Origin of the sequence: Nonomuraea sp. NPDC049269, from assembly GCF_043197155.1 — a bacterium.
In the GTDB taxonomy this organism is placed as follows: Bacteria; Actinomycetota; Actinomycetes; order Streptosporangiales; family Streptosporangiaceae; genus Nonomuraea.
Genome location: NZ_JBICSO010000009.1, coordinates 524,891 through 550,510 on the forward strand (window position 1 = coordinate 524,891; position 25,620 = coordinate 550,510).

Annotated in this window: 21 protein-coding genes and 1 pseudogene; 5 read left to right on the forward strand and 17 right to left on the reverse strand. The window is 69.6% G+C overall.

The genetic code is table 11. From position 1 onward, the window contains the following. Nucleotides 1-105: 105 nt before the first annotated feature. Nucleotides 106-1,584: a peptide MFS transporter gene (locus ACGFNP_RS45670; RefSeq protein ID WP_358324583.1), complete on the forward strand. Its 1,479-nt coding sequence runs from the start codon at nucleotides 106-108 to the stop codon at nucleotides 1,582-1,584. An 11-nt stretch (nucleotides 1,585-1,595) separates the two neighbouring features. Further along, the gene (locus ACGFNP_RS45675; protein ID WP_358324586.1) at nucleotides 1,596-2,210 is read left to right on the forward strand and encodes a trimeric intracellular cation channel family protein; all 615 of its coding nucleotides are present in this window, start codon (nucleotides 1,596-1,598) and stop codon (nucleotides 2,208-2,210) included. Between the two features lie 16 nt (nucleotides 2,211-2,226). Here the strand turns inward: ACGFNP_RS45675 and ACGFNP_RS45680 are convergent, their stop codons facing one another. Beyond that, the gene (locus ACGFNP_RS45680; protein WP_358324588.1) at nucleotides 2,227-3,660 is read right to left on the reverse strand and encodes a PLP-dependent aminotransferase family protein; all 1,434 of its coding nucleotides are present in this window, start codon (nucleotides 3,658-3,660) and stop codon (nucleotides 2,227-2,229) included. A 64-nt stretch (nucleotides 3,661-3,724) separates the two neighbouring features. On the opposite strand from ACGFNP_RS45680, the gene ACGFNP_RS45685 reads away from it, so the two are divergent. Both ACGFNP_RS45685 and ACGFNP_RS45690 read left to right on the forward strand, forming a co-directional pair. Continuing rightward, nucleotides 3,725-4,327, forward strand: coding sequence for a YitT family protein (locus tag ACGFNP_RS45685; protein WP_393329262.1), 603 nt, complete (start codon nucleotides 3,725-3,727; stop codon nucleotides 4,325-4,327). Between the two features lie 78 nt (nucleotides 4,328-4,405). After that, nucleotides 4,406-6,169, forward strand: coding sequence for a glycoside hydrolase family 15 protein (locus ACGFNP_RS45690; RefSeq protein ID WP_358324593.1), 1,764 nt, complete (start codon nucleotides 4,406-4,408; stop codon nucleotides 6,167-6,169). Between the two features lie 18 nt (nucleotides 6,170-6,187). Here ACGFNP_RS45690 and ACGFNP_RS45695 read toward each other — a convergent pair whose 3' ends face one another. Continuing rightward, nucleotides 6,188-7,057, reverse strand: a complete 870-nt coding sequence (locus ACGFNP_RS45695) for a hypothetical protein (RefSeq protein ID WP_358324595.1) — start codon at nucleotides 7,055-7,057, stop codon at nucleotides 6,188-6,190. 43 nt (nucleotides 7,058-7,100) lie between these two features. Next, nucleotides 7,101-7,994: an LD-carboxypeptidase gene (locus tag ACGFNP_RS45700; RefSeq protein WP_358324597.1), complete on the reverse strand. Its 894-nt coding sequence runs from the start codon at nucleotides 7,992-7,994 to the stop codon at nucleotides 7,101-7,103. Nucleotides 7,995-8,070: 76 nt separating this feature from the next. Between ACGFNP_RS45700 and ACGFNP_RS45705 the strand changes: the two genes are divergently transcribed. Continuing rightward, entirely contained in the window at nucleotides 8,071-8,955 is an 885-nt protein-coding gene (locus ACGFNP_RS45705) for a sulfotransferase family protein (RefSeq protein WP_393329265.1), read from the forward strand. Here ACGFNP_RS45705 and ACGFNP_RS45710 read toward each other — a convergent pair. The 14 genes and pseudogenes from ACGFNP_RS45710 to ACGFNP_RS45775 all read right to left on the reverse strand — a co-directional run bounded on the left by ACGFNP_RS45710 (nucleotide 8,927) and on the right by ACGFNP_RS45775 (nucleotide 25,583). Next, nucleotides 8,927-10,813 (reverse strand): ABC transporter ATP-binding protein, encoded by a 1,887-nt coding sequence (locus ACGFNP_RS45710; protein WP_358324601.1) that lies wholly within the window; start codon nucleotides 10,811-10,813, stop codon nucleotides 8,927-8,929. The genes ACGFNP_RS45705 and ACGFNP_RS45710 overlap by 29 nt on opposite strands. An 85-nt stretch (nucleotides 10,814-10,898) precedes the next feature. Further along, nucleotides 10,899-11,723: an enoyl-CoA hydratase/isomerase family protein gene (locus ACGFNP_RS45715; protein ID WP_358324604.1), complete on the reverse strand. Its 825-nt coding sequence runs from the start codon at nucleotides 11,721-11,723 to the stop codon at nucleotides 10,899-10,901. A 120-nt stretch (nucleotides 11,724-11,843) separates the two neighbouring features. Further along, nucleotides 11,844-12,059: a helix-turn-helix domain-containing protein gene (locus ACGFNP_RS45720; protein ID WP_020547488.1), complete on the reverse strand. Its 216-nt coding sequence runs from the start codon at nucleotides 12,057-12,059 to the stop codon at nucleotides 11,844-11,846. A 113-nt stretch (nucleotides 12,060-12,172) separates the two neighbouring features. After that, the gene (locus ACGFNP_RS45725; protein WP_358324607.1) at nucleotides 12,173-13,771 is read right to left on the reverse strand and encodes an ABC-F family ATP-binding cassette domain-containing protein; all 1,599 of its coding nucleotides are present in this window, start codon (nucleotides 13,769-13,771) and stop codon (nucleotides 12,173-12,175) included. Between the two features lie 115 nt (nucleotides 13,772-13,886). Beyond that, nucleotides 13,887-16,523: a Tat pathway signal sequence domain protein gene (locus ACGFNP_RS45730; protein ID WP_393329267.1), complete on the reverse strand. Its 2,637-nt coding sequence runs from the start codon at nucleotides 16,521-16,523 to the stop codon at nucleotides 13,887-13,889. Next, nucleotides 16,520-17,140, reverse strand: a complete 621-nt coding sequence (locus ACGFNP_RS45735; RefSeq protein ID WP_358324613.1) for a rhamnogalacturonan acetylesterase — start codon at nucleotides 17,138-17,140, stop codon at nucleotides 16,520-16,522. The genes ACGFNP_RS45730 and ACGFNP_RS45735 overlap by 4 nt, the downstream gene beginning before the upstream one ends. Further along, nucleotides 17,137-18,021, reverse strand: coding sequence for a carbohydrate ABC transporter permease (locus ACGFNP_RS45740; protein ID WP_358324616.1), 885 nt, complete (start codon nucleotides 18,019-18,021; stop codon nucleotides 17,137-17,139). Before ACGFNP_RS45740 ends, ACGFNP_RS45735 begins: the two co-directional genes overlap by 4 nt. An 11-nt stretch (nucleotides 18,022-18,032) precedes the next feature. Beyond that, nucleotides 18,033-19,004, reverse strand: a complete 972-nt coding sequence (locus tag ACGFNP_RS45745) for an ABC transporter permease (RefSeq protein WP_393329268.1) — start codon at nucleotides 19,002-19,004, stop codon at nucleotides 18,033-18,035. Nucleotides 19,005-19,059: 55 nt separating this feature from the next. Next, the gene (locus ACGFNP_RS45750; protein WP_393329270.1) at nucleotides 19,060-20,610 is read right to left on the reverse strand and encodes an extracellular solute-binding protein; all 1,551 of its coding nucleotides are present in this window, start codon (nucleotides 20,608-20,610) and stop codon (nucleotides 19,060-19,062) included. Next, entirely contained in the window at nucleotides 20,607-21,236 is a 630-nt protein-coding gene (locus ACGFNP_RS45755; RefSeq protein ID WP_393329271.1) for a YesL family protein, read from the reverse strand. The genes ACGFNP_RS45750 and ACGFNP_RS45755 overlap by 4 nt, the downstream gene beginning before the upstream one ends. Before the next feature lie 123 nt (nucleotides 21,237-21,359). Continuing rightward, nucleotides 21,360-22,013, reverse strand: a complete 654-nt coding sequence (locus tag ACGFNP_RS45760) for a DUF1961 family protein (RefSeq protein ID WP_358324898.1) — start codon at nucleotides 22,011-22,013, stop codon at nucleotides 21,360-21,362. Beyond that, on the reverse strand, nucleotides 22,013-23,086 hold the full coding sequence (locus ACGFNP_RS45765; protein WP_358324625.1) for a substrate-binding domain-containing protein: 1,074 nt from the start codon (nucleotides 23,084-23,086) through the stop codon (nucleotides 22,013-22,015). Before ACGFNP_RS45765 ends, ACGFNP_RS45760 begins: the two co-directional genes overlap by 1 nt. A 133-nt stretch (nucleotides 23,087-23,219) precedes the next feature. Further along, nucleotides 23,220-23,895, reverse strand: a pseudogene (locus ACGFNP_RS45770) (response regulator). Next, entirely contained in the window at nucleotides 23,892-25,583 is a 1,692-nt protein-coding gene (locus ACGFNP_RS45775; RefSeq protein WP_393329274.1) for a histidine kinase, read from the reverse strand. The pseudogene ACGFNP_RS45770 and the gene ACGFNP_RS45775 overlap by 4 nt, the downstream one beginning before the upstream one ends. Between the last annotated feature and the right edge of the window lie 37 nt (nucleotides 25,584-25,620).

The following is a 25,620-nucleotide window of genomic DNA, read 5'->3' on the forward strand; positions in this document are numbered from 1 at the left end:
CACTTGCTGAGCTGGCATGCATCGCACCACACCACCGGGGTAGCGGCAAGGCCTCGGCACCACCGTCACGTAGAGTGATGAGTCGCACGCGGAAGGAGACGGCGCATGAGCAAGGGCGAGCGGACGTTCTTCGGGCATCCGTGGGGCCTTGCCACGCTGTTCGGCACCGAGATGTGGGAGCGTTTCAGCTGGTACGGCCTGCGCGCCATCCTCGCCACCTTCATGGCGGCCTCACCCGCCCAGCACGGCCTCGGCATGACCGAGCAGACCGCACAGGCGGTCGTCGGCGTCTACGGCGCGCTGATCTACCTGGTGGCGCTGCCCGGCGGCTGGATCGCCGACCGGATACTGGGCCCGCGCAAGTCGGTCTTCTGGGGCGGCTTCATCATCATGTGCGGCCACATCAGCATGGCCCTCCCGGTCGGTGGGGCGTCCTTCATCTGGCTCGGGCTGCTGCTGATCATCTCCGGCACCGGCCTGCTCAAGCCGAACATCTCGGTCATGGTCGGCCGGCTCTACCGCGACGAGGAGGACGGGCGCAGGGACGCCGGGTTCTCGCTGTTCTACCTGGGCATCAACCTGGGCGCTTTCATCGCGCCGATCGTGGTGGGCGGGCTGGCCGCGGGCGATCGCTGGCATCTCGGCTTCGGCGCGGCGGCGGTCGGCATGGCACTCGGCCTGCTGCAGTACACGCTGGGCAGGAAGAGCCTCAGAGGCGTCGGCGACCAGCCCGGCCTGCCGCTGACGCCGCCCGAGCGGGACCAGGCCATCAAGATCGTCTCGTTCGCGATGGCCCTGACCGTGGTGGCCATGGCGATCTGGGTGGCGACGGGCACGTTCACGCTGTCCAGGTTCACCGTGGTGGTGACGGTCGTGGTGCTGGCGGTGCCGGTGCTCTACTTCGGTTACATCATGCTCGGCAGCCACGATCTGACCGAGGACGAGCGGTTGCGGATGAAGGCCTACATCTGGCTCTTCGTGGCGGCCGCGATCTTCTGGATGATCTTCGATCTGGCGCCGAGCAAGCTGCTGTTCTTCGCCCAGAACAACACCGCCCTGTCGCTGTTCGGCATCCCGATCCAGGCGGCGACCACGCAGTCGTTCAACTCGCTGTTCATCCTGATCCTGGTGCCGGTGTTCGCGGCGCTCTGGACCAAGCTGGGGACCCGGGTGAGAACGCCGCAGAAGTTCGCGTTCGCGCTGTTCATGGCGGGTCTGAGCTTCGTGGTCATGGCGGTGGCGGCCAGGCTGGCCGAGACGGGCAAGGTCTCGGTCTGGTGGCTGGTGCTGGTCTACCTGATCCAGGTGTTCGGCGAACTGTCGCTCAGCCCGGTGGGGCTCTCGGTCACCGCCAAGCTGGCGCCGCGGGCGTTCAAGGGGCAGATGCTCGGCATCTGGTTCATCGCGGTGTCGGTGGGCGACGCGGTCGGCGGGCAGACCGGACGGCTCGGCGCCGTGCTGTCCGAGCCCGCGTACTACCTGCTCCTGGCCGCGATGGCGGTCGTGGGCGGAGCGGTGCTGCTGGTGTTCACGCGGCGGCTGCGGGCGTTGATGGCCGAGCACCATCCGACCACTTTCAGGTAGAAATCAGTCTTGTGTCGGTAATTCTCGATCTCGTAGGTATCTTCGTCTTCGCCCTGTCGGGTGCGCTGATGGGCGTACGCAAGCGGCTCGACGTGGTGGGCATGGCGGTGATCGCCGAGATGACCGCCCTGGGCGGCGGCGTGGTGCGGGATCTGATCCTGAACGTCCGGCCCACCGCCTTCCAGAGCTCCGGCTACGTGCTCGTGCCGGTGGTGGCCACGGCCATCGTGTTCTTCTGGCATCCGCACGTGGCCAAGGTGATGCCCGCCATCCTGGTGCTCGACGCGGCGGGCCTCGGCCTGTTCTGCGCGGTGGGCACCGAGAAGGCGCTCGACTACGGGCTCGGCCCCCTGCACGCGGCCCTGCTCGGCGTCACGACGGCCATCGGCGGCGGCATGCTGCGCGACGTGCTGGCCGGGGAGATCCCGACGCTGCTGTACGACCGCCAGCTCTACGCCGTGCCCGCGATGCTCGGCTCGGCGGCCATGGCGGCGCTCTACACGATCGACCTGCACGGCTGGCAGGCCACGCTGGCCGCCGCCGTGCTGGCCTTCGTCCTGCGCATCGCCGCGATGCGTTACAACTGGCGCGCCCCGCTGGCCAGGGGCGTCAAACCGGCAGAGTGAACCGGGCCGGTGCCGGTCAGACCATCGGCATGAGCGAGTCGGGCAGCCGCGGCCGGACGCCGACTGGCCCGCGCTCGTGGGCCGCCGCGATGCGGGTGACGGCTTCGGTGAGCACCTGGGGCGGCTGCGTGTACGGCAGGCGCAGGTAACCCTCCAGCGTGCCCTCCAGCCCGAACCAGGGCCCCGGCGCGAGCCGTACCCCATGATGGGCCGCGGCGTCGGCCAGGGCGACGGACGAACCGCCGTCGAGCCGCACCCACAGCGTGCCGCCGCCCTTGGGCACGGTGAAGCTCCACCCGGGCAGCCGTTCGCGGAGCTCGGCGACGAGCGTGTCGCGGGAGGCCCGCAGCGTGCGGCGGCGCTCGGCCCTGGTCTGCTCCATCCGGTCGAACAGCCGCGCCACCACGAGCTGCTCCAGGACCGGGCTGGCGATGTCCACGGCCCCGCGGTGCACCGCCAGGCGGCGGGCCAGCGCGGCCGTGGTGCGCACCCAGCCGATGCGCAGCCCGCCCCACCACAGCTTGGAGGCCGAGCCGATGCTGATCATCCTGCTGTCGGTGTCGAAGGCGGCCATGGGCGCCGTACGCGGCACCTCGTCCAGGGCCAGCTCCGACCAGGTCTCGTCGATGACCAGCATGGTGTCCGTGCGCCTGGCGGCCCCGGCGATCGCGGCCCTGGTGGCGTCGTCCATGATCGCGCCGGTCGGGTTCTGGAAGTCGGGCATCAGGTAGGCCAGCCGCGCCGCGGACTGGCGCATGGCGCAGGAGACCAGGTCGGTCTGCCAGCCCTCGTGCGAGATGCCGACGGGCACCATCCGGGCGCCGCGCCCGCGGGCCACGTCCATGGCGTGCGGGTAGGTGGGCGACTCGAAGAGCACCGGGTCACCCGGGCCGACGAGCAGGCCGAGCACGAGCTGGATCGCGTGCTGGGAACCGGTGGTGACGAGGATCTGCTCCGGCCTGGTGGCCAGCCCGCGGCCGGTGTAGTGGGCGGCGATCCGCTCCCTGAGCACGGGCAGGCCCATCGGGTCGTAGCCGTGGCCCATGCCGTACCTGGGCAGGTCCGCCACGGCCTCGGCCATCGCCTCGGCCAGCGCCGACGGGGCGGGCGGGGCGGCGCAGTGGAGCGGGATGAGCCCGTCGCCGTCCTGGGACAGCCACGGGTTCTCCGCCGACATGGCCGGGTCCGGCAGTACGGTCCAGCTTCCCGAGCCCTGCCTGCTCTCCAGGTAGCCCCGCTCGCGCAGCAGGTCGTAGGCGGCGGTTACCGTGGTGCGGCTGACCGCCAGCGTCTGGGCCAGGTCCCGCTCGGCCGGCAGGCGCACCCGGACCGGCAGCTGGCCGTCCATGATGAGCTCACGCACGGCGTCGGCGAGCGCGCGGTAGTACGGCCTGGCGCCCGCCGGGATGTCCACCAGCCTGGCCACCTGCGTCGCCGACAAAAACCTCATAAAGGCCACTTTCCGGGATTGGCCCTGGTTTGGCAAGCGGTGGCCCTGCCACTCTGTGACCACTATGAGCGAAGCATCCGTCCCCCGCCCGAACACCCTGCCCATCCGCCTCCTGCGCCTCTACGGCGGTCTGGCTCTGTACGGCGCGGGCATCGGCTTCCAGGTCGACTCCGGGCTCGGCAACGCCCCGTGGAACGCCCTCCACCAGGGCCTGGCCATGCGGACGGGCCTGTCGATCGGGACGGTCATCATCGTGGTCGGCGCGCTGGTGATGCTGCTGTGGATCCCGCTGAAGGAGAAGCCCGGGATCGGCACGATCAGCAATGTCGTCTTCGTCGGCCTGTTCGCCGACGCCGCGGTCTACGTGCTGCCCACCGCCACGCACTGGGCGGCGAGCTGGCTGTACCTGGTGCTCAGCGTGGTGTCGATCGCGCTGGCCACCGTCCTGTACATCGGCGCGGGGCTGGGCGCGGGACCGCGGGACGGCATCATGACCGGCCTGGCCCAGCTCGGCCTGTCGCTCCGGCTCAGCCGCCTGCTCATCGAGGTCACGGTGCTGGTCCTCGGCTGGCTGCTCGGCGGCACGGTCGGCGTCGCGACGCTGGTCTACGCGCTGGCCATCGGCCCGGTGACCCAGTTGTTCGCCCGCCGGTTCCCCCTGACGTGATCTCGCGGCCGTGCCCGCTCACGACGCGACGTGCACGGAGCGGCCGCGAGATCGCCTTCCCGCCGGTAGCGTCGGTACATGCGGATCGAGGACTACGCGCTCATCGGCGACATGCAGTCGGCGGCCCTGGTCGGCAGAGACGGTTCCATCGACTGGCTCTGCCTGCCCAGGTTCGACTCCCCCTCCTGTTTCACGGCGCTGCTCGGCAGCGAGCGCAACGGCCACTGGTGGCTCGGCCCCACCGGCAGGCGGGCCGCCACCCGGCGGCGCTACCGGCCCGACACGCTGATCCTGGAGAGCGAGTGGGACACCCCCACGGGCACGGTCCGCGTGATCGACTTCATGCCGCCCCGTGACCGCAACCCCGACGTGGTCCGCATCGTCGAGGGCGTCTCGGGCACGGTCCAGATGTCCACCCAGCTCAGGGTCCGCTTCGACTACGGCAGGATCGTGCCATGGGTGCGCCGCACCAACGGCCACCTGCAGGCGATCGGCGGCCCGGACTCGATCTGGCTGCACTCCCCCGTCCCGCTCAAGGGCGGCGACTACGCGCACCGCGCCACCTTCACCGTCAAGGAGGGCGAGCGGCTGCCGTTCGTGTTCACCTGGCACCCGTCGCACCAGCCGATGCCGCCGCGGATCCACGCCGAGACCCAGCTCGCCGAGACCGAGGCGATGTGGGCCGAATGGGTGGCCAAATGCACCTATGAAGGCCCCTACCGCGAGGCCGTCGTCCGCTCACTGATCACGCTCAAGGGCCTCATCTACGACCCCACCGGCGGCATCGTGGCCGCCCCCACCACCTCCATCCCCGAGGACCTGGGCGGCGTGCGCAACTGGGACTACCGCTACTGCTGGCTGCGTGACGCCACGATGACGCTCGACGCGCTGATCAACTCCGGCTATCTGGACGAGGCCGAAGCCTGGCGGGCGTGGCTGCTGCGCGCGATCGCCGGCCGCCCGCAGGACCTGCAGATCATGTACGGCGTCGCGGGCGAGCGCCGGCTGCCGGAGATGCAGCTCGACTGGCTCGACGGCTACGAGGACTCCCGCCCGGTCAGGATCGGCAACCAGGCCGTCAAGCAGCTCCAGCTGGACGTCTACGGCGAGGTGATGAGCTGTCTGTTCGTCTCCAGGACCTCCGGCCTGGCCGCCGACGACCGCGCCTGGGCGATCCAGCGCCAGTTGCTCGACTACGTGGCCGAGCACTGGGACGAGCCCGACGAGGGGCTGTGGGAGGTACGCGGCCCGCGCCGGCACTTCACCCACTCCAAGGTGATGTGCTGGGTGGCGCTCGACCGGGCCGTCCAGTACGTGGAGCGGTTCGGCAGGACCGGCCCCGTCGAGCGGTGGCGTGAGCTGCGCGACGCCGTCCACGCCGAGATCTGCGAGAAGGGCTTCGACGCCAGGCGCAACACCTTCACCCAGTCCTACGGCTCGCCGGACGTCGACGCCGCGCTGCTGCTCATGCCCCTGGTGGGCTTCCTGCCGGTCGACGACCCGCGCGTGGCCGGCACGGTGGCGGCCGTCGAGAAGGAGCTGATGTCCGACGGTTTCGTGCTGCGTTACCCGGTGGCCGAGGACAACGACGTCGACGGGCTGCCCGGCGGCGAGGGCGCGTTCCTGGCGTGCAGCTTCTGGCTGGTCGAGGTGATGGCCATGCAGGGGCGCAAGGAGGAGGCCAAGCAGCTGTTCGAGCGGTTGCTGGCGCTGCGCAACGACGTGGGGCTGCTGGCCGAGGAGTACGACCCGCGATACGCTCGGATGGTGGGAAATTTCCCCCAGGCGTTCAGCCACGTCCCCCTCGTACACGCCGCCCGCGCGCTCTCCCAACCGGGCTGAGCTCCACTGGCCCGGCGGTCAGACGGCGAGCCGGGCCAGCACCTTGGCGAACTCCGGTGGCGGCGCCACCACGAGGCGGGCCAGGCCGTCCTGCAGGACGATGTCCGCCCTGATGAGCGTCAGCCGCCCCTCGTGCCACCAGTAGACCTGCGGGCTGAGCCCGTCGGTGCGTACGGCGTGCACGCGCAGGCGCTCCAGCGCCCGCACCACGCCGATCCCGTCGACCGGGTGCACGATCAGTGTGTACGGATCCGGGAGCACCACGAGCACCCCGTCGGCGGGTATCGGCAGGTAGTCGCCGAGCCAGCGCAGATGGGTGGCCGCGGCCGGGGTCCGGCCGGTCAGGCGCCACACCGGCGTGCCCGACAGCTCGATGGCCTCGAGCTCCAGCCGCTCGTCCCGCCCGACGTTCGTGATGGCCAGTTCCAGCGCCCGGCCCGACGGCACGGGCCAGCAGCCGGCCTCCTCGGGGCGTACCGGCCTGGAGCCCACCGTGAGCAGCTCGACCAGGTCGCCGTTGAGATGGCGACCCACCACCCTGGTCAGGTCGGCGACCTCGTCGACCGCCTCGACACGGGTCCGCAGCAGCGGCTTGACCTGGTCGAGGTCGCAGACGTCGAGGCGTTCGTCGGCCGCCGCGAGAGCGTTCGCGAGGTGTTCGGAGACCAGCATGGGCCAGTCGTCCCTTGGCCGGCGGCCCACCTCGCGGCGCAACCCGGTCAGCCTGACCAGGATCTCCCTGTCGCCGCTCAGCGCCAGCGAGGCGCCGTCGGCGGCGAAGACGCAGGTGTACCCTAGGGACTCGGCGACGAGCCCGAGCAGCGAGTCGAGATCGACATCCTCGATCGACCGCCGAGAGGGCTCCCGGTCACGCTTGAACAAGTTCACGCGCCGCGTCCCCTCTGTCCGTTTCATCCCTATCCGTGTATTCCTACCTTGCCTGCTCCTCGTTGCGGAACAGACCAGCCAGCGAGCACGATTCGGTATCGATAGCCCCAAGAGCCCCAAGCCACACACTCATCTGTGGTGCGCCGTGCCCCACCGGCAACCCCGCCAGGACCGGCACTCCGAGCGGCAGCAGCCGGTCTTTAAGGACGGGGTAGGGATCTCCGCAGCCCACCCACGAGCCGAGGGCGATCCCGCGCACGCCGTTGAAGGCGCCCGCCTGAAGTAACTGGGTGAGCATCCGGTCGATCCGGTACGGCTCCTCACCGATGTCCTCCAGCAGCACGATCTTCCCGGCGAACGACGGGTGGTAGCGCGTGCCGCACATGGAGGCGAGCAGCGACAGGTTACCGCCCGCCAGCACACCCTCGGCCCGGCCGGGAGACAGCACGAGGTCGCCGATGACGGGTGGCGCCTGGCGGTCCAGGGCGGCCCGCAGGTGCTCCCAGGTGCGCGGCTCGGGCCGCTTCTCGTCGGCGATCACGTCGCAGGCCGGCATCGGCCCGTGCAGCGTGGGCACGCCCAGCTCCATCGCGAACGCGTGATGCAGCGCCGTGATGTCGCTGGACCCGATGAGCGTCTTGGGTCCCGCCGCGCGCATGGCGGCCCAGTCGAGCAGGCCGAGCAGCCTGGCCGCGCCATAACCGCCCCTGGCGCAGAACACCGTGGAGACGGCCGGGTCGCACCAGGCGGCCTGCAGGTCGGCGGCGCGCGAGGCGTCGGCTCCGGCGAGGTAGGGGAGCTCCTGGCGGCCGAGCACGTGCTCGCCGACCACGACCTTCAGCCCGAGCCCCTCCAGGCGCTCGACCCCCCGTCTGAGCAGGATGGCGTTCGGCGAGCCCGACGGCGAGACGACGGCGACGGTGTCACCCTGCCGCATCGACCAACTCCTTGACGAGGACCGACACCGACGTTGGCTTTTTCACCCGCCAAACGGTGTCACACTTACCTCTCGTATGCGACTTCCGCCCCACATCCTCGTGGTCAACGGCATCAAGGTCCGCAGGCCGGTCTTCCTGCTCGGTGCTCCGCACTCCGGCGCGGACCTGCTCGCCCGCGCCCTGAAACGGTCCCCCGGCTTCCACGTCACGATGGGCCGGGCGTCCGTCGCGCACGTGGTCTACGCCTTCGCCCGCAAGCCGTCGATCGGCCAGACGTCGGGGGCCGTACGCGTGCTGCGCGACGCGCTCGCCGAGGCGTGGCAGGTGCTGCCTCGATCGTGCGGCCAGTGCTCGGAGCCGTGCAGGGAGGCCGGCGGCGTCACGAGCATGGGCCCGTGCGTGGCGACGAGCGAGGTGACGAGGTTCGGCGACGGCAGTCCCGACCTGATCTACAGCGCTCCCGTGCTGCTCCAGGCCTTCCCCGACGCCCGGTTCGTGCAGCTCATCCGCGACGGCCGCGACGTGGTCGCCGACATGCTCGACGATCCGGCCTGCCTGGCCTGGTTCAAGCCGGTGATGCTGTCGGAGGAGACCGAGTTCCCCAATCCCTTCCTCGGCGTCAACCGCGACGAGCACCGCGACCGGTGGAAGGGCATGCCCGCCGCGGGCAAGAGCGCCCTGCGCTGGCGCAGCGCCGTACGGCTCAGCGCCACGCTGCGCAAGGACCTGCCCGCCGGCCAGCTGCTCACGCTGCGCTACGAGGACCTCGTGCGGAAGCCGGCCGAGCCGGTGGCTGCGCTGACGGAGTTCCTGGAGACGCGCGTCTCCAAGATCGGCTTGTACGCCCCGCGCGTCTCCGAGGTCGGCTCCTGGCGCGCCCGCCTGCGGCCCGGCGACCTCACGCTGGTGGAGAAGGTCGCCAGGCAGGAGCTCACGCGACTGGGCTACCTGAGGAACTGAACTGGGTGCGGTAGAGCTCGGCGTAGAGCCCGCCGCGCGCCAGCAGTTCCTCGTGGCCGCCCCGCTCGGCGATGCGGCCGTCCTGCACGACGAGGATCTCGTCGGCCTCCCTGATCGTCGACAGCCGGTGCGCGATCACCAGTGAGGTGCGGCCGGCCAGCGCGGTCTTCAGCGCCTGCTGCACGGCCGCCTCCGACTCCGAGTCGAGGTGCGCGGTGGCCTCGTCGAGCACCACCACGCGCGGCGCCTTCAGCAGCAGCCTGGCCAGCGCCAGCCGCTGCTTCTCGCCGCCGGACAGCCGGTAGCCGCGGTCGCCCACGACGGTGTCCAGCCCGTCGGGCAGCCCCTCGATGAGGTCGCCTATCTGCGCGGCCCTGAGAGCGTCCCAGATCTCCTCGTCACTCGCCCCTGGCCTGGCGTAACGGAGGTTGGCCCCGATCGTGTCATGGAAGAGATGAGCGTCCTGCATGACCACTCCCACGGTGTCGCGCAGCGAGGCGAGCGTGGCGTCGCGCACGTCGAGCCCGTTGATCCGGACCGCGCCCTCGTTGACGTCGTAGAGCCGGGAGACCAGCGAGGTGATCGTGGTCTTGCCCGCCCCCGAGGGACCGACCAGGGCGATGAGCCGGCCGGGGCCGGCCGTGAACGACACGCCGCGCAGCACCGGCTGGGACGGGCCCGTGTCCTGCCTGGCCACCGACTCCAGCGAGGCCAGCGACACCTCCTCGGCCGCCGGGTAGCGGAAGTGGACGCCGTCGAAGTCGATCGTCACCGGCCCGTCCGGCAGCGGCTTCGCGTCGGGCTTCTCCGCCACCATGGGCTTGAGGTCGAGGATCTCGAAGACCCGGTCGAAGCTGACGAGCGCGGTCATCACGTCCACCTGCACGTTGGACAGTGAGGTGAGGGGGCCGTACAACCGCATCAGCAGCGCGGCCAGGGCCACCAGCGTGCCCAGCTCGAAGGCGCCGCCGACGGCCAGCACGCCGCCGATGCCGTAGACCAGCGCGGTGGCCAGCGCCGCGACCAGGCCGAGCGCCACCCGGAACACCGTGCCGTACATCCCGACCGTCACGCCCACGTCGCGCACCCGGGCGGCGCGGGCGCCGTAGACGGCGGCGTCGTCCTCGGGCCGGCCGTAGAGCTTGGCCACCATCGCGCCCGCCACGTTGAAGCGCTCGGTCGTGACCGAGCTCATCTCGGCGTCGAGCTGCATCTGCTCGCGGGCCAGCGCGGACATGCGCCGCCCGACCCACTTGGCGGGCACGATGAAGATCGGCAGCAGCACCAGCGCGACCAGCGTCACCTGCCACGACAGCGCCAGCATCGCGCCCAGCACCAGGATCAGGCTGATCACGTTGCTGACGACCGACGACAGCGTGCTGGTCACAGCGCGCTGGGCGCCGATCACGTCGCTGTTGAGCCGGCTGACCAGCGCGCCGGTCTGCGCGCGCATGAAGAAGGCGACCGGCATGCGCTGCACGTGGTCGAACACCTCGGTGCGCAGGTCGTAGATCAGCCCTTCGCCGATGCGCGCGGAGAACCAGCGCTGCACGAGCGTGAGACCCGCGTCGACCAGCGCGAGCGCGGCGATCGCCACGGCCAGGCCGGCCACGACGCCGCTCTTCCTGGGCAGGATGCCGTCGTCGATGATCGCCTTCATCAGCAGCGGGTTGGCGATCACGATGACCGCGCCCGCTATCACCAGCAGCAGGAACGCGGTGATCTGCCCGGTATATGGCCGTGCGTAGCGTGCGATGCGCCGGACCGTGCCGGGTGTGAGCCGCTGCTGGGTCACGGAGTTGTCGCGCCGCAGGGACGTAAATATCTGGGGGCCGAAGCCCCCTCCCATCATCGCCATCGGGGGGTCCTCCTCCCCCGGCTCAGCACCGGGGACGGCCGGGCGATTCCCAGGTCAGCTCAGCGCGTAAAAACCCCGGCGCGGCTCAGCCGAACAGCGCTTTGAGGCGCTGGGCCTGCTCGGCCCCTTCCGCGGCGCTCTGCTCCTCCAGGGTGCGCGCCCGCGCCCCCTGGAGGAGTCGCTTGGTCGCCGCCGCCGCGTCCCGGTTGGTCGACAGCAGCTCCGCGATCTTGTCTTGTACGGCGCCCGCCAGGTCGCCCGGTGCGACCACGCGTTCGGCGAGGCCGATCCGCATGGCCTCGTCGGCCTGGACGGTCCTGGCGGTCAGGCAGATGTCGATCGCCTTGGCCAGGCCCACCAGTTCGACCAGTGGCTTGGTGCCGGTCAGATCGGGCACCAGCCCCATGGCGGGCTCTTTCATGCAGAACTTGACGTCGTCGGCCACGATGCGCAGGTCGCAGGCGAGCGCGAGCTGGAATCCCGCGCCGATCGCGTGCCCCTGTACAGCCGCGATGGAGACGATCTCTGGTCGGCGAAGCCAAAGGAATCCCTGTTGGAATGTCCTGATGCGCTCCTCGAACGCTGTGGTGTCGAGTTGAGCCGCCGAGCTGAACGAGCCCTGTCCGGGCACTCCCTCAGGCGTGAACATTTGCAGGTCGATACCTGCCGAGAAGGACGGTCCCTCACCTTTCACGACGACGATGCGCACCTGCTCAGGCAGGTTGCCCCCGATGTCAGCCAGTGCCGCCCAGGTCGCGAACGTCTGTGCGTTGCGCTTACTGGGCCGATCCAGCGCGATCGTCGCGATCTCACCGTCCACCTCGAAACGGAGTCCGATCTCCGCCAGCCTTTCGGCAGAGACTTCCTCCGCGTACCCCCCGCGCTGTGGCGCTGCCTTCGCTTCCGCCATCGCCCGCTCCCTCATTCGCCTTAGCCGTCGCGCCCGAGCCTACAGAATATGATTCTGGCTCGGGCGCGACGGCGGCTGACTTGGGACGAGCGGCTGCGGTCGCACGTACCGAGGCGGCCGTCAGCGCTTGGACTTGCCTCGAGTCGCTCCCCCGCGCCCGCGCAGAGTCACACCGGACTCGCTCAGGATGCGGTGGATGAACCCGTATGACCGACCGGTCGAAGCGGCCAGGGCGCGGATGCTCTCGCCCGCGGCGTAGCGCTTCTTAAGATCGCCGGCCAGTTTCTCACGATCGGCCCCGGTGACCCGGGTGCCCTTCTTCAGTGTCTCGGCCACGAGTACCTCCTGTAGTGCCGGACTTCCGCAGCGTTACTCCGCCATGATCAGTCATTTCAGCGGGATCGGCTACCTACTCCACGGGAAAAGATCCGTACCCACCCAAATTAAGATCAGGCAAGTGCCACAAGATCGGAAAATTCTTCGCTCCATGCGTCTTCAGTTCCGTCTGGTAGCAAGATCACCCTATCCGGTGACAAGGCGTCAACGGCACCCTCGTCATGGGTGACCAGGACGATTGCTCCTGAATACGACCTCAGAGCGTTCAGAACTTGCTCGCGGCTGACTGGATCTAGGTTGTTCGTGGGCTCATCGAGCAGAAGTACGTTCGCACTCGAGAGGACCAGCATGGCCAGTGCCAGCCGAGTCTTCTCGCCGCCGGACAGCACACCCGCCGGCTTGTCGGCGTCGTCGCCGGAGAACAGGAACGAGCCGAGCACCTTGCGCAACTCGGTGTCGGTGAACTCGCCACCGGCCGAGCGCATGTTCTCCAGGAGGGTCCTGTCGGCCTCGAGGGTCTCGTGCTCCTGGGCGTAATAGCCGATCTTGAGGCCGTGTCCGGGCCTGATCTCGCCGCTGTCGGGTTGTTCGACCCCGCCCAGCAGCCGCAGCAGCGTGGTCTTGCCAGCGCCGTTGAGCCCGAGGATCACGACCCGGTGACCTCGGTCGATGGCCACGTCGACGTCGGTGAAGACCTCCAGCGAGCCGTACGTCTTGGACAGGCCCGCACCCGTCAGCGGCGTGCGCCCGCAGGGCAGTGGGTCGGGGAAGCGCAGCTTGGCGACCTTGTCGCTCTGGCGCTCCTCCTCCGTGCCGGCCAGCAGCCGGTGCGCGCGGCGCATCATGTCCTGGGCGGCCTTGGCCTTGGTGGCCTTGGCCCGCATCTTGTCGGCCTGCGAGAGCAGCGCGCCCGCCTGCTTCTCGGCGTTGGCCCGCTCGCGCTTCCTGCGCTTCTCGTCGGTCTCGCGCTGGGCCAGATAGGCCTTCCAGCCGACGTTGTAGTGGTCGATCACACTGCGGTTGGCGTCGAGGTGCAGCACCTTGTTGACCGTCGCTTCAAGAAGGCCCACGTCGTGACTGATGATCACCAAGCCGCCCTGATGGGATCGCAAAAAATCACGAAGCCATCCGATTGAGTCCGCATCTAGGTGGTTTGTCGGCTCGTCGAGAAGGAGAGTTTCCGCTCCACTGAAAAGAATGCGTGCCAATTCCACGCGCCTTCGCTGGCCGCCTGAAAGCGTTTCCAGTGGCTGCCCGAGCACCCGGTCGGGCAGGCCCAGACTGGAGGCGATGGAGGCGGCCTCGGACTCGGCCGCGTAGCCGCCGAGCACGTGCATCTGGTCCTCGAGCTTGCCGTACTGCCGGACGGCCTTGTCGCGGGTGCGCACGTCGGCGGAGGACATGCCGAGCTCGGCCGCGCGCAGCTTGCGCAGCACCTCGTCGAGCCCTCTGGCCGACAGGATGCGGTCGCGGGCGAGCACCTGCAGGTCGCCGGTGCGCGGGTCCTGCGGCAGGTAGCCGACGGCGCCGCTGGTGGTGACGGTGCCGCCGGCGGGCAGCCCCTCACCGGCCAGGACCTTGGTCAGCGTGGTCTTGCCCGCGCCGTTGCGGCCGACGAGGCCGATCTTGTCGCCGGGATTGACCCGGAAGGAGGCGTTCTCTATGAGCAGGCGCGCGCCCGCGCGCAGCTCGATGTCACTGGCGATGATCATGATTGACGGAACACTCCCGAGCTAGGGGTAAGAAGAGTTGGGCGTGGCGACGCCGGTCAATCGGGAGTGTGCATACAGATCAGTGTAGGGCCCCCGCCGGGAACCCCACCTCTGCTTAATCCGTCGCCAAGTGGCCGCCGATCAGCGCCAGGTTCTGGATCGCGGCCAGGCCGTACTGGGCGGCGTCGTTGGTGGAGACGAACGGCGCCTCCAGCACGTGCGCCAGGACGTGCGGCCCCTCGACGCGGGTGAGACGCCAGTCCGGCTCGCGCTGCAGCGGGTTGCGGTTGAGCTGGTCGCCCTCGTCGAGGAAGAACTTGCGCCAGGCCAGAGCGGCCAGCCCGGCGTCGCCCGAGCGGGCGGCGGCGTACGCGGTGAGGCGGCTGTGCGCCTGCACCAGCGAGATGCCGCTCAGCGGATGGCCCACCTCGGCGGCCTGCTGCTCGGCGGGGGCGAGATAGAGCCGGCAGTAGTCCAGCCAGGCCTGTTCGAACCCGGGCACGTCCAGGCCGAGCGAGATGAGCTCGGAACACATCTCGGGCAGCCCGAAGACCGACGACAGGTGGGAGACGGAGATCTGGTCGCGGGAGGTGTCGAACCGGCCCGTGGCCAGGTCGAGGCGGGCCTCACCGGTCAGGAACCCCCGTGGCAGCGCGCCGATGCCGGCCATCGTGCCCAGCAGCCTGTCCTTGGCGTGCTCGTCGCCGTGGCGCTCCCACCGGGTGAGCCAGGCCGCCACGAGCGAGCCCCAGTCGGTGCCGAGCCCGACCGCCAGCGCGGACGGGTCGGGGGTGTAGACGTCCTGGCGCACCTTGCGCGTGGGGTCGATCGCCAGGAACGTCTCCTCGGGCCTGGCCAGCTCGTCGAGCAGGTCGCCGGTGCGCTCGTCGGCGGTCAGGTAGTAGAAGAAGCGCCGGTAGGCGGCGTTGGAGATGCGCAACTGCTTGGCGCTGCAGCCCCAGTGCTGCACGTTGTGCCTGGTGCCCAGGCCCTTCCAGCGGCCGAGATGATAGACGTCGACCTCGCCGGTGTGGCGGGTCATGGCCTCGGCGAAGCGGAAGACGTCGGCCCGTCCCGTGCGCAGATACTGGTACCAGAGCCACAGGTCGGGCGAGAGCTCGGAGTTGTCCCACGCGTAGCCGCCGACGTCATAGCGCCAGGTGTGCCGGTCGGCGTCGTAGGTGTGCATCACGTCGCCGTAGTCCCAGAACCCGTACCACCTGCGCTGCTCCCGCTCGCGCCGGTAGAAGTCGAACAGCAGGTCCAGCCGGTCCTCGATCGCGGCATGGGCGGGCGTGGAGCGGTCGGGCAGCGCCCAGTCGCCGAACACGCCCGCCGCGCGGAGGCGTTCGGGGGCGGCGGTCAGCAGCGCCGGCTCGTTCATCGCGGCCGCGTGCCCGGCCAGGGCCGCCGACGACGGCGTGGCGTCGTGGACGCGCAGCGTGAGTTCGTGGGTACGGGCGATGCCGTGGGCGTCGCCGAAGCCCGGCTCGTAGTCCTCGTAGGTGATCTCCAGGCCCTCCAGCTGCTCGGCGAAGGTGTTCTGGCCCATGCCGTCGTGGTAGAAGCGCAGGTCCATGGCGGGGGCGGAGGGCGACCAGAGCCAGACGGTCGCGGTGGCCAGGCCGGTGGCGGCGCCCCTGACGTCGAGCCGGGTGGGGTGCAGCCGCCAGAAGTCGCGCAGGCCGAAGCCGAGGCCGCCGCTCGCGCCGCCGAGGTAGCCGTACCCGGCCGAGCGGGTGCCCGACGGGACGGTCACCCAGGCGTGGCCGCCGGCGGTGCGTTTGCGCAGGGTGAAGCCGTCGGCCGAGGTCTGGTCGAGGGTGTAGTCGTTCCACGCGGGGATGAGGTGCAGGCGGTCGGCCACCTCGGGGTTGCCGATCGGGCCGCACGGCCGACCCTCGACCTGGGCCCGCCGTACGGCCTCCCCGGGGTCGCGGCGCAGCCCGGTCAGGCCGCGTACCGCCTCGGTGAGGAAGCCGTCCTGCCCGGCCAGCCGCACGTGGCGGTCGTGGAGCTCGTCGCGCATGACCACGTCGGCGCGCAGGCCGAGCCCGGCCAGGAAGTCCCGCTCGGGGTCGCCGTCCCAGACGAACGTGTGCATGACGCGCACATCCTCGGCGCCCGCGTAGAAGTACAGGCGGACGGTGAACGGGAGCCGCCCGTCGTGGTCGCCCGTGAGGCGGATCACGGCCCGGACGGGGCCGTCCTGCTCGACGGTGACCTCGCGGACGATCCCCGTGGCCTGCTCGCGGGTGACCGCGCCGGCGTCGTCCGGGGTGGGGCCGTCCTGGTGGAGGCTGATCAGGCGGACGTCCCTGGCGATCTCGCGGGCGCCGTGGTAGACGGAGCGGGCCAGCGTGTCGCCCGTCTCCTCGATCGTCCAGGTGACGGGTCCCGTGCTCACCCGCAGCACGCCGTCCTCGCGGACGACGGTGACGGGCCGCTCCGGCTCGGCGGCCCGCGGCCGGGCTTGGTCGGCGGCCGCCTGTCCTTCCTGGCCGGTGGCCGGGCGCTTTGTCGTGAGTTCGTACGACGCGGCGGGCTCGGCCTGCGGTCCGATCGCGTGCGCCGACCACTTGACCGACCCGTCCGGCCAGGTGGCGGTCACCCAGCTCTGCACCGGCACCGCGCGCCCCTCGGGGTCGGCGAGCGCGAACGGGGCCGCGCGCTCCACCTCGCCGCGCCGCCACGGCACCCCCCAGGTCACGCCCTGGTCCGTGGGCCGATCCAGCCAGTTCAGCGTGGTCAAAAGATCTCCTTGAGTCGCCCGGCGACCATCACCGCCACCGCGTCGGCGCCGCGGAAGCAGAAGTGGGTGTCGTCGGCCACGCCGTCGGGGTACAGCGGGTGCTCGCCGGGCGCGAAATGGGTGAACAGGGCCTTGGAGCCCTCGGGTCCGAGCCGCTCGTACAGCTCGGTGGTCGCGACGGTCAGGTCGATCAGCGGCAGGCCCTCGGCTGCCGCCAGCTCGCGCACCTGGCCGGGATAGCCGCCGTGGGTCGGCACCAGCCGGTCGCCGTCGAACCTGCGCCGCTGCACCGGCGTGCACAGCACCGGCAGCGCGCCCGCCTGCCGCGCCTCCTCGGCGAAGAGGCGGAGATTCTCCCGGTACGGCAGGCCAGGTTCCTTCTGGTCGTTGTGCCCGAACTGCAGGACCACCACGTCACCAGGCGTGATCTCCAACAGCAGCGCCGCCCACAGCCCGTCGGCCCGGTGGCTGGCGGTGGTCGCGCCGCCCTTGGCGAAGTTGCGCACCGGGCCGCCGGTGTGGGCCGCGAGCTGCGCGCCCCACCCCGACATGGGCGCCTCGGCCGCCGGGCAGGAGGCGACGGTCGAGTCACCCGCCAGCAGGACCGTACGGGTCACTCCTTGACCGACCCGAGCAGCACACCCTTGGAGAAGTGCTTCTGCAGGAACGGGTAGAAGAACAGGATCGGGAGCGTCGCGATGACGACCACCGCGAACTTCAGTCCCTGGGTGGGGAAGAACACCGACTCCAGCATGGCCATCGCGTTCTGGGCGTCGGGGCTGGTCAGCTGCCTGACGAGCACCTGGAGCGTCCACTTCTTGGAGTCGTCGATGTACAGCAGCGGCGACATGTAGTCGTTCCAGATGCCCACCGCGTAGAACAGCGAGAACGTCGCGATGATCGGCTTCGAGAGCGGCAGCACGATCTTGAAGAAGACGCCCATCTCGTTGCAGCCGTCGATGCGCGCCGCCTCCTCCAGCGCCTGCGGCAGCTCCTGGAAGAAGCTCTTCACGATGATCAGGTAGAAGGGGTTGATCGCCAGCGGCAGGATCAGCGCCCAGTAGCTGTCGAGCATCCCCAGGTCCCGCACCACCAGGTAGGTGGGGATCATGCCGCCGGTGAAGACGAGCGTGAAGATGACCAGGTTCAGGACCAACGTCCGTCCCGGCAGGTACCGCTTGGCCAGGGGGTAGGCCATCGTGAACGTCAGCAGCACCTGCACCACCGTGCCCACCGCCGTCACGCAGATCGTGGTCAGCAGCGCCCGGACGAACGTGCCCGAGTCGAAGATGTACTCATAGGTGGTGGTGACGAACTTCTCCGGCCACAGGAAGAACGGCCGTGAGGCGATCTCCGCCTCCGAGGCGAACGACCCGGCCAGCACGTACAGCAGCGGCAGGATCGTGATCAGCGCCAGGAACAGCAGCACGGCGATGTTGAGCACGTCGAACACGCGACTGCCGAGCGTGTGCTGGTGTGTGGGCGACTGGTTGGGCATTCAAGCGCTCCTTAGAACAGTCCACGCTGGCCGAGGCGCTTGGCCAGCCAGTTGGAGCCGAAGATCAGGAGGACGCCCACCAGTCCCTTGAACAGGCCGACGGCCGTGGAGTAGCTGAAGGCGCCCTGGGTGATGCCCATGTAGTAGACGAAGGTGTCGAACACGTCCGCCGCCGAGCGGTTCAGCGCGCCGGTCATCAGCCAGATCTGCTCGAAGCCGGTGTCGAGCAGGTGACCCGATGTCAGGACGGCCATCACCACGATCGTGGGGCGGATCGCGGGCAGCGTGACGTGCCAGAACTGCCGGAAGCGCCCGGCGCCGTCCATGCGGGCCGCCTCGTACAGGTCGGTGTTCACGCCCGCCAGCGCGGCCAGATAGATGATCGTGCCCCAGCCGGTCTGCTTCCACAGCAGCTGGAAGACGATGATCGGCCGGAACCAGTCGGGCTGGGCCACGTAGTCGATCTTCTTGCCGCCGAGCCACTCGTGGAAGAAGGTGGCGATCACCCCGAAGTCCACGGAGAACAGCAGGTACGTCAGTGAGGCGACGATCGTCCAGGACAGGAAGTGCGGGATGTAGACCAGCGACTGGATCGACCGCTTGAGCACGCTGTGCCGCAGCTCGTTCAGCATGAGCGCGACGATGATCGGCGCGGGGAAGACGAAGACCGCCGTCAGCAGCGCCAGGATGAGCGTGTTGAACATCAGGCGGCCGAAGTCCGGCCCGTTGAACAGCTCCTCGAAGTGCTTGAAGCCGACCCACGGGCTGCCGGAGTAGCCGAGGAACGGCAGGAAGTCCTGGAAGGCGATGGTCACGCCGTACATCGGCAGGTACTTGAAGACGATGAAGTACGCGAGACCGGGCAGCAGCATCAGGTACAGCCAGCGGTAACGCAGCACGGCGGTGCGGAACGTCAGCCTCTCGCGACGGCGCCCGGGTTTGGTGGCCGCCTTCGTGGGAGGCGGCGCCAGGTCGGTGGCCACAGCCACCTCCTTTCACAGAAGGGGCCCGGGAATGTCCCGGGCCCCTCGGGCGAGGTCAGTTGCCGAGCTTGGAGACCAGGTCGTTGGTCTCGGCGGCGATCTGGGTGCCGCCGTTGTCGTACCAGCGCTTGATCTCGGCCTTCAGCCCCGCCTCGTCGATCGCGCCGGAGATGAACTTGATCCGGGCGTCGGTGATGATCGGGTCGAGGGTCTGGCCCTTGGCGATGGTGGTGGGCGCCATGACCGCGAGCGCCGGGTTGTGCACGGCGGTCTTCAGGTCCTCCTCGGCCAGCTTGTTACGCAGCGTGACCTGGTCCTGGTGCGGCTTGTCCGGATAGATGTCCGGGTAGGCGCCGAGGCCGACGCTGGCGGTGGTGCCGAGCTGGATGAACGCCTTGTCCACGTCCTGCTGGATCTGCTTGACCTTGGGGTCGTCCTGGCTGATGCGGGCGGCGCCGCCGTCCTGGACCTTGAAGTTGCGGCCCTCGAGCCCGTTGCTCAGCAGGATCCCGCCCTCCTTGGAGGCCAGCTTGTCCAGGACCGCCAGCACCTCGTCGAGCTGCTGCTCGGTCTGCACGCTCTGCCGCGGGATGGCGATGACGCCGTTGTAGCCGGTGAAGGGGTAGGAGAACTTCTTGCCGTCGGAGCGCTTGAGGTTGCCGACCGTGAGGACCTTGTCGAAGTCGTTGGGGTCCTTCTCCTTGAGCAGGTCGAGGAGGTTGGTGCCGCGGACGTTGACGTCGATGATCATGCCGCCCTTGCCCTGGACGAACGGGTCGTTCCACTTGGCCGAGTCGAGGGTGGCGTAGTCGGGGTTGACCAGGCCCTCGTCGACCATCTTCTTGACGAACTTGTTCGCCTCGATGAACTCAGGGGTGTCGAAGCCGGGGACGAGCTTGCCGTCCCGCTCACCCCAGACGTTCGGGGCGCCGAACCAGGTCTCGATCACGTCGTACGGACTGGCGCTGCCGTACTGGGGGGACGGCCACTTGGGGATGATCAGGCCGTAGGTGTCCTTCTTGCCGTTGCCGTCAGGGTCCTTCTCGGTGAACGCCTTGGCGATGTCGTAGAGGTCGTCGACGGTCTCAGGCGTCTTCAGCTTGAGCTTGTCCATCCACTGCTTGTTGATCACGACGGCCGAGCGGAGCAGGGGGCGGATCCGGTAGAGGCCGTAGATCTTGCCGTTGGTGGAGGAGTTCCGGACCGTCTGCGCGTCCCGGTTCTTCAGGTTCGGGTACTTGTCCAGCTTGTCGGTCAGGTCCCAGAACGCCCCGGCCTGGGCGGCGCGGACGAACGACGAGGTCTTGTCGCCCTGGATGACCATGATCTGCGGCATCTTGTCCGAGGCCAGCGTGACGTTGGTCTTGTCGTTGTAGTCGGCGTTGGGCACCCAGGTGATCTGGAGCTTCTTGCCGACGAGCTTCTCGACCGCCTGCTGCATCTCGCCCTTGGGGTCGGGGGCCGTACCGAACAGCGGGACCATCATGGTCACCGTGCTGCTGTCGGTCTCACTCCCCCCGCCGCCGCTGGAGCAGGCGGACGCGAGAAGAGCAGCCGTTAGCGTCAGCACACCGGCGACCAGCCGGCGTCGACGAGATGCGCTCATGAGTTCCCTTTCGAATGCAGGCGCGCCTCGTTCTCCTCGAAGAAACGCAGGCAGAGCCACGTGTTGAGATAGATCCACGCACCGATGCTGATCACCGCTGCGAGGACGGGCATCGCCGAGGTCACGAAGGCGATGGCCGCGAGCGCGAACAGCAGCAGCGCTGAGGAAGCGGGTCGAGTTAGCGCTAACAGCGAAGCTTTGGGAACATAGGCCCAGAGCGGCAGGTCGTAGTGCGCGTAGAGCGGCCCAAGATAGGCCCCCACCCCGGCCAGCGCCACCAGCGCCAGAAGGGTCGCGATCCGCAACGCTCCCGAGCCGGGCCCGAGAGCGGAGAAGTACAGGTAGTTGCCCACGAGGACGGTGGCGAGCACCGCCACCGGCAGGATCAGCAGTGAGGCGCGGACGAACTCCCGTCGGTAGACGGTCCAGAATTCGGTCCAGGCCTGAATCGATTCACCGCGGGCATGCCGCCGAGCCAGCGTGTAGGCGGCTACGGTGGCGGGCCCGAGGCCCAGGATCACGCCACCCGCGAGGGTGAACAGGATCCACAGGAGGTTCAGGCGAGCCGCCCAGATGAGCTCTGAGCAGGCAGCTTGAATCCTGATCGACGTGGCGGGATGGTTCATCCGGCACCACCTTCTCGTGGCGTGTGCGCGGACACGGGGGTGGAGTGTTGCGCCGCCGTTCCTTGCCCGTTTCGCACGGGTGAACGGCGGTTGGTGCGAAATTAGTGTTGAATCGACTCAAAGTCAATGACGAGAAACCCGCAGATTCGCATATTCCCCGATCATCGGGGCCATCTGCCGGAACCCGATCTTGCCGCCCACCAGCGCGGGGCCGCCGGTGCTGCCGTCGTCCGTCCAGCGGAACGAGACGACATCGTTAATCGCGAACGTGATCACGCCGCCCTCGACGTCCAGGCGCATGGCGTACGGACCGTCGGCGTCGAGCACCGCGGGTAGCGGGTCGGCACCCTGCGCGACCAGGTGGAATCCATGGCTCTTGCGCAGGTTGCAGGTGTGCAGGGCGCGTTCCGACGCCCACATCCTGCGGAAGTAGGACACGTGGTAGGCGTCGATGTCGCCGTGGTGGTACTGCTCGTACGGCCCGCTGCGCGGCGCGAGGCCCGGATCGAACAGATCCTCGCCACCCCGGCCGCGGGCATGGAAGAACATGATGCACAGCCCCGGCTCCCTGACCGGCCAGAAGTCCCATTCGATCCGCACGTCGGCGGGCAGGTCCTCGGGGCACCACAGCACCACGTTCGCCGCCTGCCCGTCGGCCGGCGGCCTGAGACTCTCCAGCCGCATCCGCCCCATGGGGAACGTCGTCGCACCGTCCCCTTCCAGCCGGAACCCGGCCAGATCGTCGGGGCCGGCGAGCGGATTGCGGTAGATCTCCATCAATGAGGACTCCTGTGCAGGTCGCTGGACTGCCGGACCACCAGGTCCGGCTGAAAGATGACCTGCCGGTGCCGGTGCAGCTCCGGCTCGGCGACCTCCTCCAGCAACAGGTCGATGGCCGTGCGCCCGAGCAGCTCACGCGGCTGGCGGACCGACGACAGCGGCACGGTCGCCGCGGCGGCGAAGTCTATGTCGTCGTAGCCGACGATCGCCATGTCGTCCGGCACGCGCAGCCCACGCGCGGCCATGGCCTGCAGGAACCCCAGGGCGAGCAGGTCGTTGGCGCAGAAGACGGCCGTCGGCCGCTCCCCGGAAGGCAGCGCCGCCACCCGCTCACCCGCGCTCCGCCCGTTGGCGACGCTCAGCGCGGGCATGAACCAGGCGACCAGTTCGACGCCACCACCCGGTCCCATCCCGCCGCCCGGGTCGACTCCCCCGCCCGGCTCGGTGTCGCCCGCCTCGGTGACCGCGCTCGTGAAGCCCGCGTGCCGGTCGGCCACCTGCTTGATCGACTGCGGCCCGCCCACGAACAGGATCTTGCGGTGTCCCCGCTCGATCAGGTGCGATCCGGCGATGTGGCCACCGAGCCGGTCGTCGACCGCCACCGAGCACTGCAGCCCGGTGGCGGCGCTGTCGACGAGCACCACGGGCGTGCCCCTGGCGGCGAGCTCCGCCAGCCGCGGGTTGCCCGCGTCGACCGGCGTGATCAGGATGCCCATCACCCGCTGCTGTTCGAGCTGGTAGAGGTAGCGCAGCTCGCGGGCCGGGTCGGCGGCGCTGTTGCACAGCACCACCATGGTGTCGTGCTCATCCGCCAGGGTGTCGGCGCCCTGCGCGACGTCGGCGAAGAACGGGTTGGCCACGTCCAGCACGATCAGGCCGACCGTGCGGCTGCGGCCGACCCGCAGGTGGCGAGCCACCTCGTTGCGGACGAAGCCCAGCTCGCGGATCGCGCTGAAAACGCGTTCACGCGTGGCGGGGGAGACGATCTCGGGGCGGTTGAGCACGTTGCTCACGGTGCCCACGGAGACGCGTGCCCGCTGCGCGACCTCCTTGATGTTCGTGGTCGCCATTGATCCTCACGTGGCCGCTCCGGTGTTGAACGGGCCTCATCATAGCCGTACACATGATCTTTTTGAATCGACTCAAGGCGATGAGATACCAATTCGCTTGCCGTCGCGCATCAGATCACTGATCACGAGGCCATCATCGCTCCCCACGGCGTACGATGCCGCTCTCGTACGCGAGGACCACGAGCTGTACTCGATCACGCAGGTGAAGCTTGGTAAGGATCCGCCCGATATGCGACTTGACCGTCGCCTCAGAGATCGTCAACGACCCCGGCGATCTCGATGTTGGACCAGCCCCGGGCCACCTGCCTGAACACGTCCCGCTCCCGCTCGGTGAGCCGGCCGAGCAGCTGGTCGGCCGGAGACTGCCCGGTCGCCGGGTCGGGCAGGTGACCGGCGAACGCGTCGATGAGCCGGCGGGTCACACCGGGCGACACCATCGCGTCACCGGCCGCCACCGCCCGGACACCTGTCAGCAGGTCGGCCGGCGGCACGTCCTTGAGCAGGAACCCGCTGGCTCCGGCCCGCAGCGCGGCGTAAACGTACTCGTCGAGATCGAACGTGGTCACCACCAGCACCCTCGCCTCGGCCCCCGACCCGACGATCCGCCGGGTCGCCTCGATGCCGTCCAGCACGGGCATCCGTACATCCATCAACACCACGTCGGGCCGCAGCGCCCCGGTCATCGCCACGGCCTGCGCACCGTCGCCCGCCTCGCCCACCACTTCCAGGTCCGGCTGCGTCTCGATCACCGCCCGGAACCCGAGCCGTTGCAGGGGCTGATCGTCGACGAGCAGTAATCGGATGCTCATGCGAGCATATTGTCGTCGAACCGCAGGCGAACGCGCACCCGCCACCCACCGCCAGGGATTGGCCCCGCCTCAACCCAGCCACCGTACGACGCGGCACGCTCGACCATCCCCGCCAGCCCATGACCACCCTCCGCCCCCGGCGTCCCGTAGCCACCACCCGACCCCACCAGCCCGTGGCCACCACTCGGCCCCGCCGTCCCGTAGCCCCCATCCGGCCTCGCCCAGCTGGGGCCACCATCCGGCCCCACCAAACCGCCTCCGTCATCCGGGCCCGCCAACCCGTGAAGACCACCCGGCCCCGCCAGACCGTCTTTGCCATCCGACCCTGCCAACCCGTGCGCACCGTCCGGCCCCACCAATCCACGGCCACCGTCCGGCCGAACCGACACCGGACGTGCGTGACGGCCGGCGCCGTCGTCGGTGATCTCCAGATCAGCGCCGTACGTCGTGTAACTGAGCTGGACGCGCACACTGGCCCGCCGTCCCGCGTGCTTGAGGACGTTGGTCAGCGCCTCCTGCACGATCCGGTACACGGCCAGCCCCGCCCCTGGGCCCCAGTTGCCTGCCACACCCTCGCGGAGCACCTCGACCCGTACACCCGCCTCCCGCACCTGGTCCACCAACCGGTCGAGATCGTCCAACCCCGGCTGCGGCGCCCGATCCGAACCTCCACCCAGCCGCGACTCACCGCCGCCATCGCGCAGCAGACCGACCAGCCGCCGCATCTCCGACAACGCCTGCCGCCCGGTCTCCGAGACCTTCTCCATCATGACCGCCACCCGCTCGTCACCGACTCCGGCGAAGTACGAGGCCCTGTCGACGTGCAAGGGCGTGTCGACGTGCAAGGGAGTGTCGACGTGCGAGGCCCCGGCGGAGTGAGAAGCGCTGTCGGCCAGCGAGTCTCTGGCGGCATGCGAAGCACCGTCGGTAGGCGAGGCACCGTCCACAGGCGAAGCACCGTCCACAGGTGAACCCCCGCCGGAGCATGAGCCGCCCTCGGCAGGTGAGGCACCGTCCGTAAACGCGGCACCGGCGGCGTACTGTATGCCGCCGGTGCCCGGGGCCCTGTCGGCGAGCGAAGCTCTGGCGGTGTACGAAGCGCCGTCAGCGAGCGCGACCATGACGGCCAGGCTGTGCGCGACGATATCGTGCACCTCCCTGGCGATCCTGGCCCGCTCGGCGGCCACCGCCAGCCGGGCCTGGTGATCGCGCTGCTCCGCCAGGTGCCGGGCGCGCTCGGCCAGATAGCCCTGCCGCATCCGCAGGGTGACCCCCAGCAGCGCGACGACCACCAGGACCGAGGACATCCCGATCAATGTCGGCCAGCCGGGGTCGTCCCGCAACCCACTCAGCCCCACGGCGCCCGCGACCGCCCCCACCGCCGGCCACAGGTGGCGCTGCGGGCGGTGCCGGGCCACCGTATACACCGCCAGCAACGGCACGAAGACCAGGAACACGCCAGTGACCCCGATCAGGCCGCTCACGCCGACCAGCCCCAGCACGATCCAGAACACGACGGCAGGCGCCCGCCGCCGCCACACCAGCGGAACATGAACGACGGCGAACCACAGCCAGGCGGCCCCTGTGACACCTGTCCCCGGTTCGAGCACACCGCGGGCATCCGCACCCCCCGCCGTCGCCGGTATGGCCAGCGCCGCGACCAGGCAGGCCAGCCCTGCGTCCGCCATCTTCGGATGGCGGACGGCCCAGGCACGCAGCCGACCA

Coding starts and splice junctions, on each gene's coding strand:
- ACGFNP_RS45670 (WP_358324583.1), top strand. CDS start 106: ATGAGCAAGGGCGAGCGGACGTTCTTCGGGCATCCGTGGGGCCTTGCC.
- ACGFNP_RS45680 (WP_358324588.1), bottom strand. CDS start 3,660: ATGAGGTTTTTGTCGGCGACGCAGGTGGCCAGGCTGGTGGACATCCCG.
- ACGFNP_RS45685 (WP_393329262.1), top strand. CDS start 3,725: ATGAGCGAAGCATCCGTCCCCCGCCCGAACACCCTGCCCATCCGCCTC.
- ACGFNP_RS45690 (WP_358324593.1), top strand. CDS start 4,406: ATGCGGATCGAGGACTACGCGCTCATCGGCGACATGCAGTCGGCGGCC.
- ACGFNP_RS45700 (WP_358324597.1), bottom strand. CDS start 7,994: ATGCGGCAGGGTGACACCGTCGCCGTCGTCTCGCCGTCGGGCTCGCCG.
- ACGFNP_RS45705 (WP_393329265.1), top strand. CDS start 8,071: ATGCGACTTCCGCCCCACATCCTCGTGGTCAACGGCATCAAGGTCCGC.
- ACGFNP_RS45710 (WP_358324601.1), bottom strand. CDS start 10,813: ATGGCGATGATGGGAGGGGGCTTCGGCCCCCAGATATTTACGTCCCTG.
- ACGFNP_RS45715 (WP_358324604.1), bottom strand. CDS start 11,723: ATGGCGGAAGCGAAGGCAGCGCCACAGCGCGGGGGGTACGCGGAGGAA.
- ACGFNP_RS45725 (WP_358324607.1), bottom strand. CDS start 13,771: ATGATCATCGCCAGTGACATCGAGCTGCGCGCGGGCGCGCGCCTGCTC.
- ACGFNP_RS45740 (WP_358324616.1), bottom strand. CDS start 18,021: ATGCCCAACCAGTCGCCCACACACCAGCACACGCTCGGCAGTCGCGTG.
- ACGFNP_RS45750 (WP_393329270.1), bottom strand. CDS start 20,610: ATGAGCGCATCTCGTCGACGCCGGCTGGTCGCCGGTGTGCTGACGCTA.
- ACGFNP_RS45755 (WP_393329271.1), bottom strand. CDS start 21,236: ATGAACCATCCCGCCACGTCGATCAGGATTCAAGCTGCCTGCTCAGAG.
- ACGFNP_RS45760 (WP_358324898.1), bottom strand. CDS start 22,013: ATGGAGATCTACCGCAATCCGCTCGCCGGCCCCGACGATCTGGCCGGG.
- ACGFNP_RS45765 (WP_358324625.1), bottom strand. CDS start 23,086: ATGGCGACCACGAACATCAAGGAGGTCGCGCAGCGGGCACGCGTCTCC.
- ACGFNP_RS45775 (WP_393329274.1), bottom strand. CDS start 25,583: ATGGCGGACGCAGGGCTGGCCTGCCTGGTCGCGGCGCTGGCCATACCG.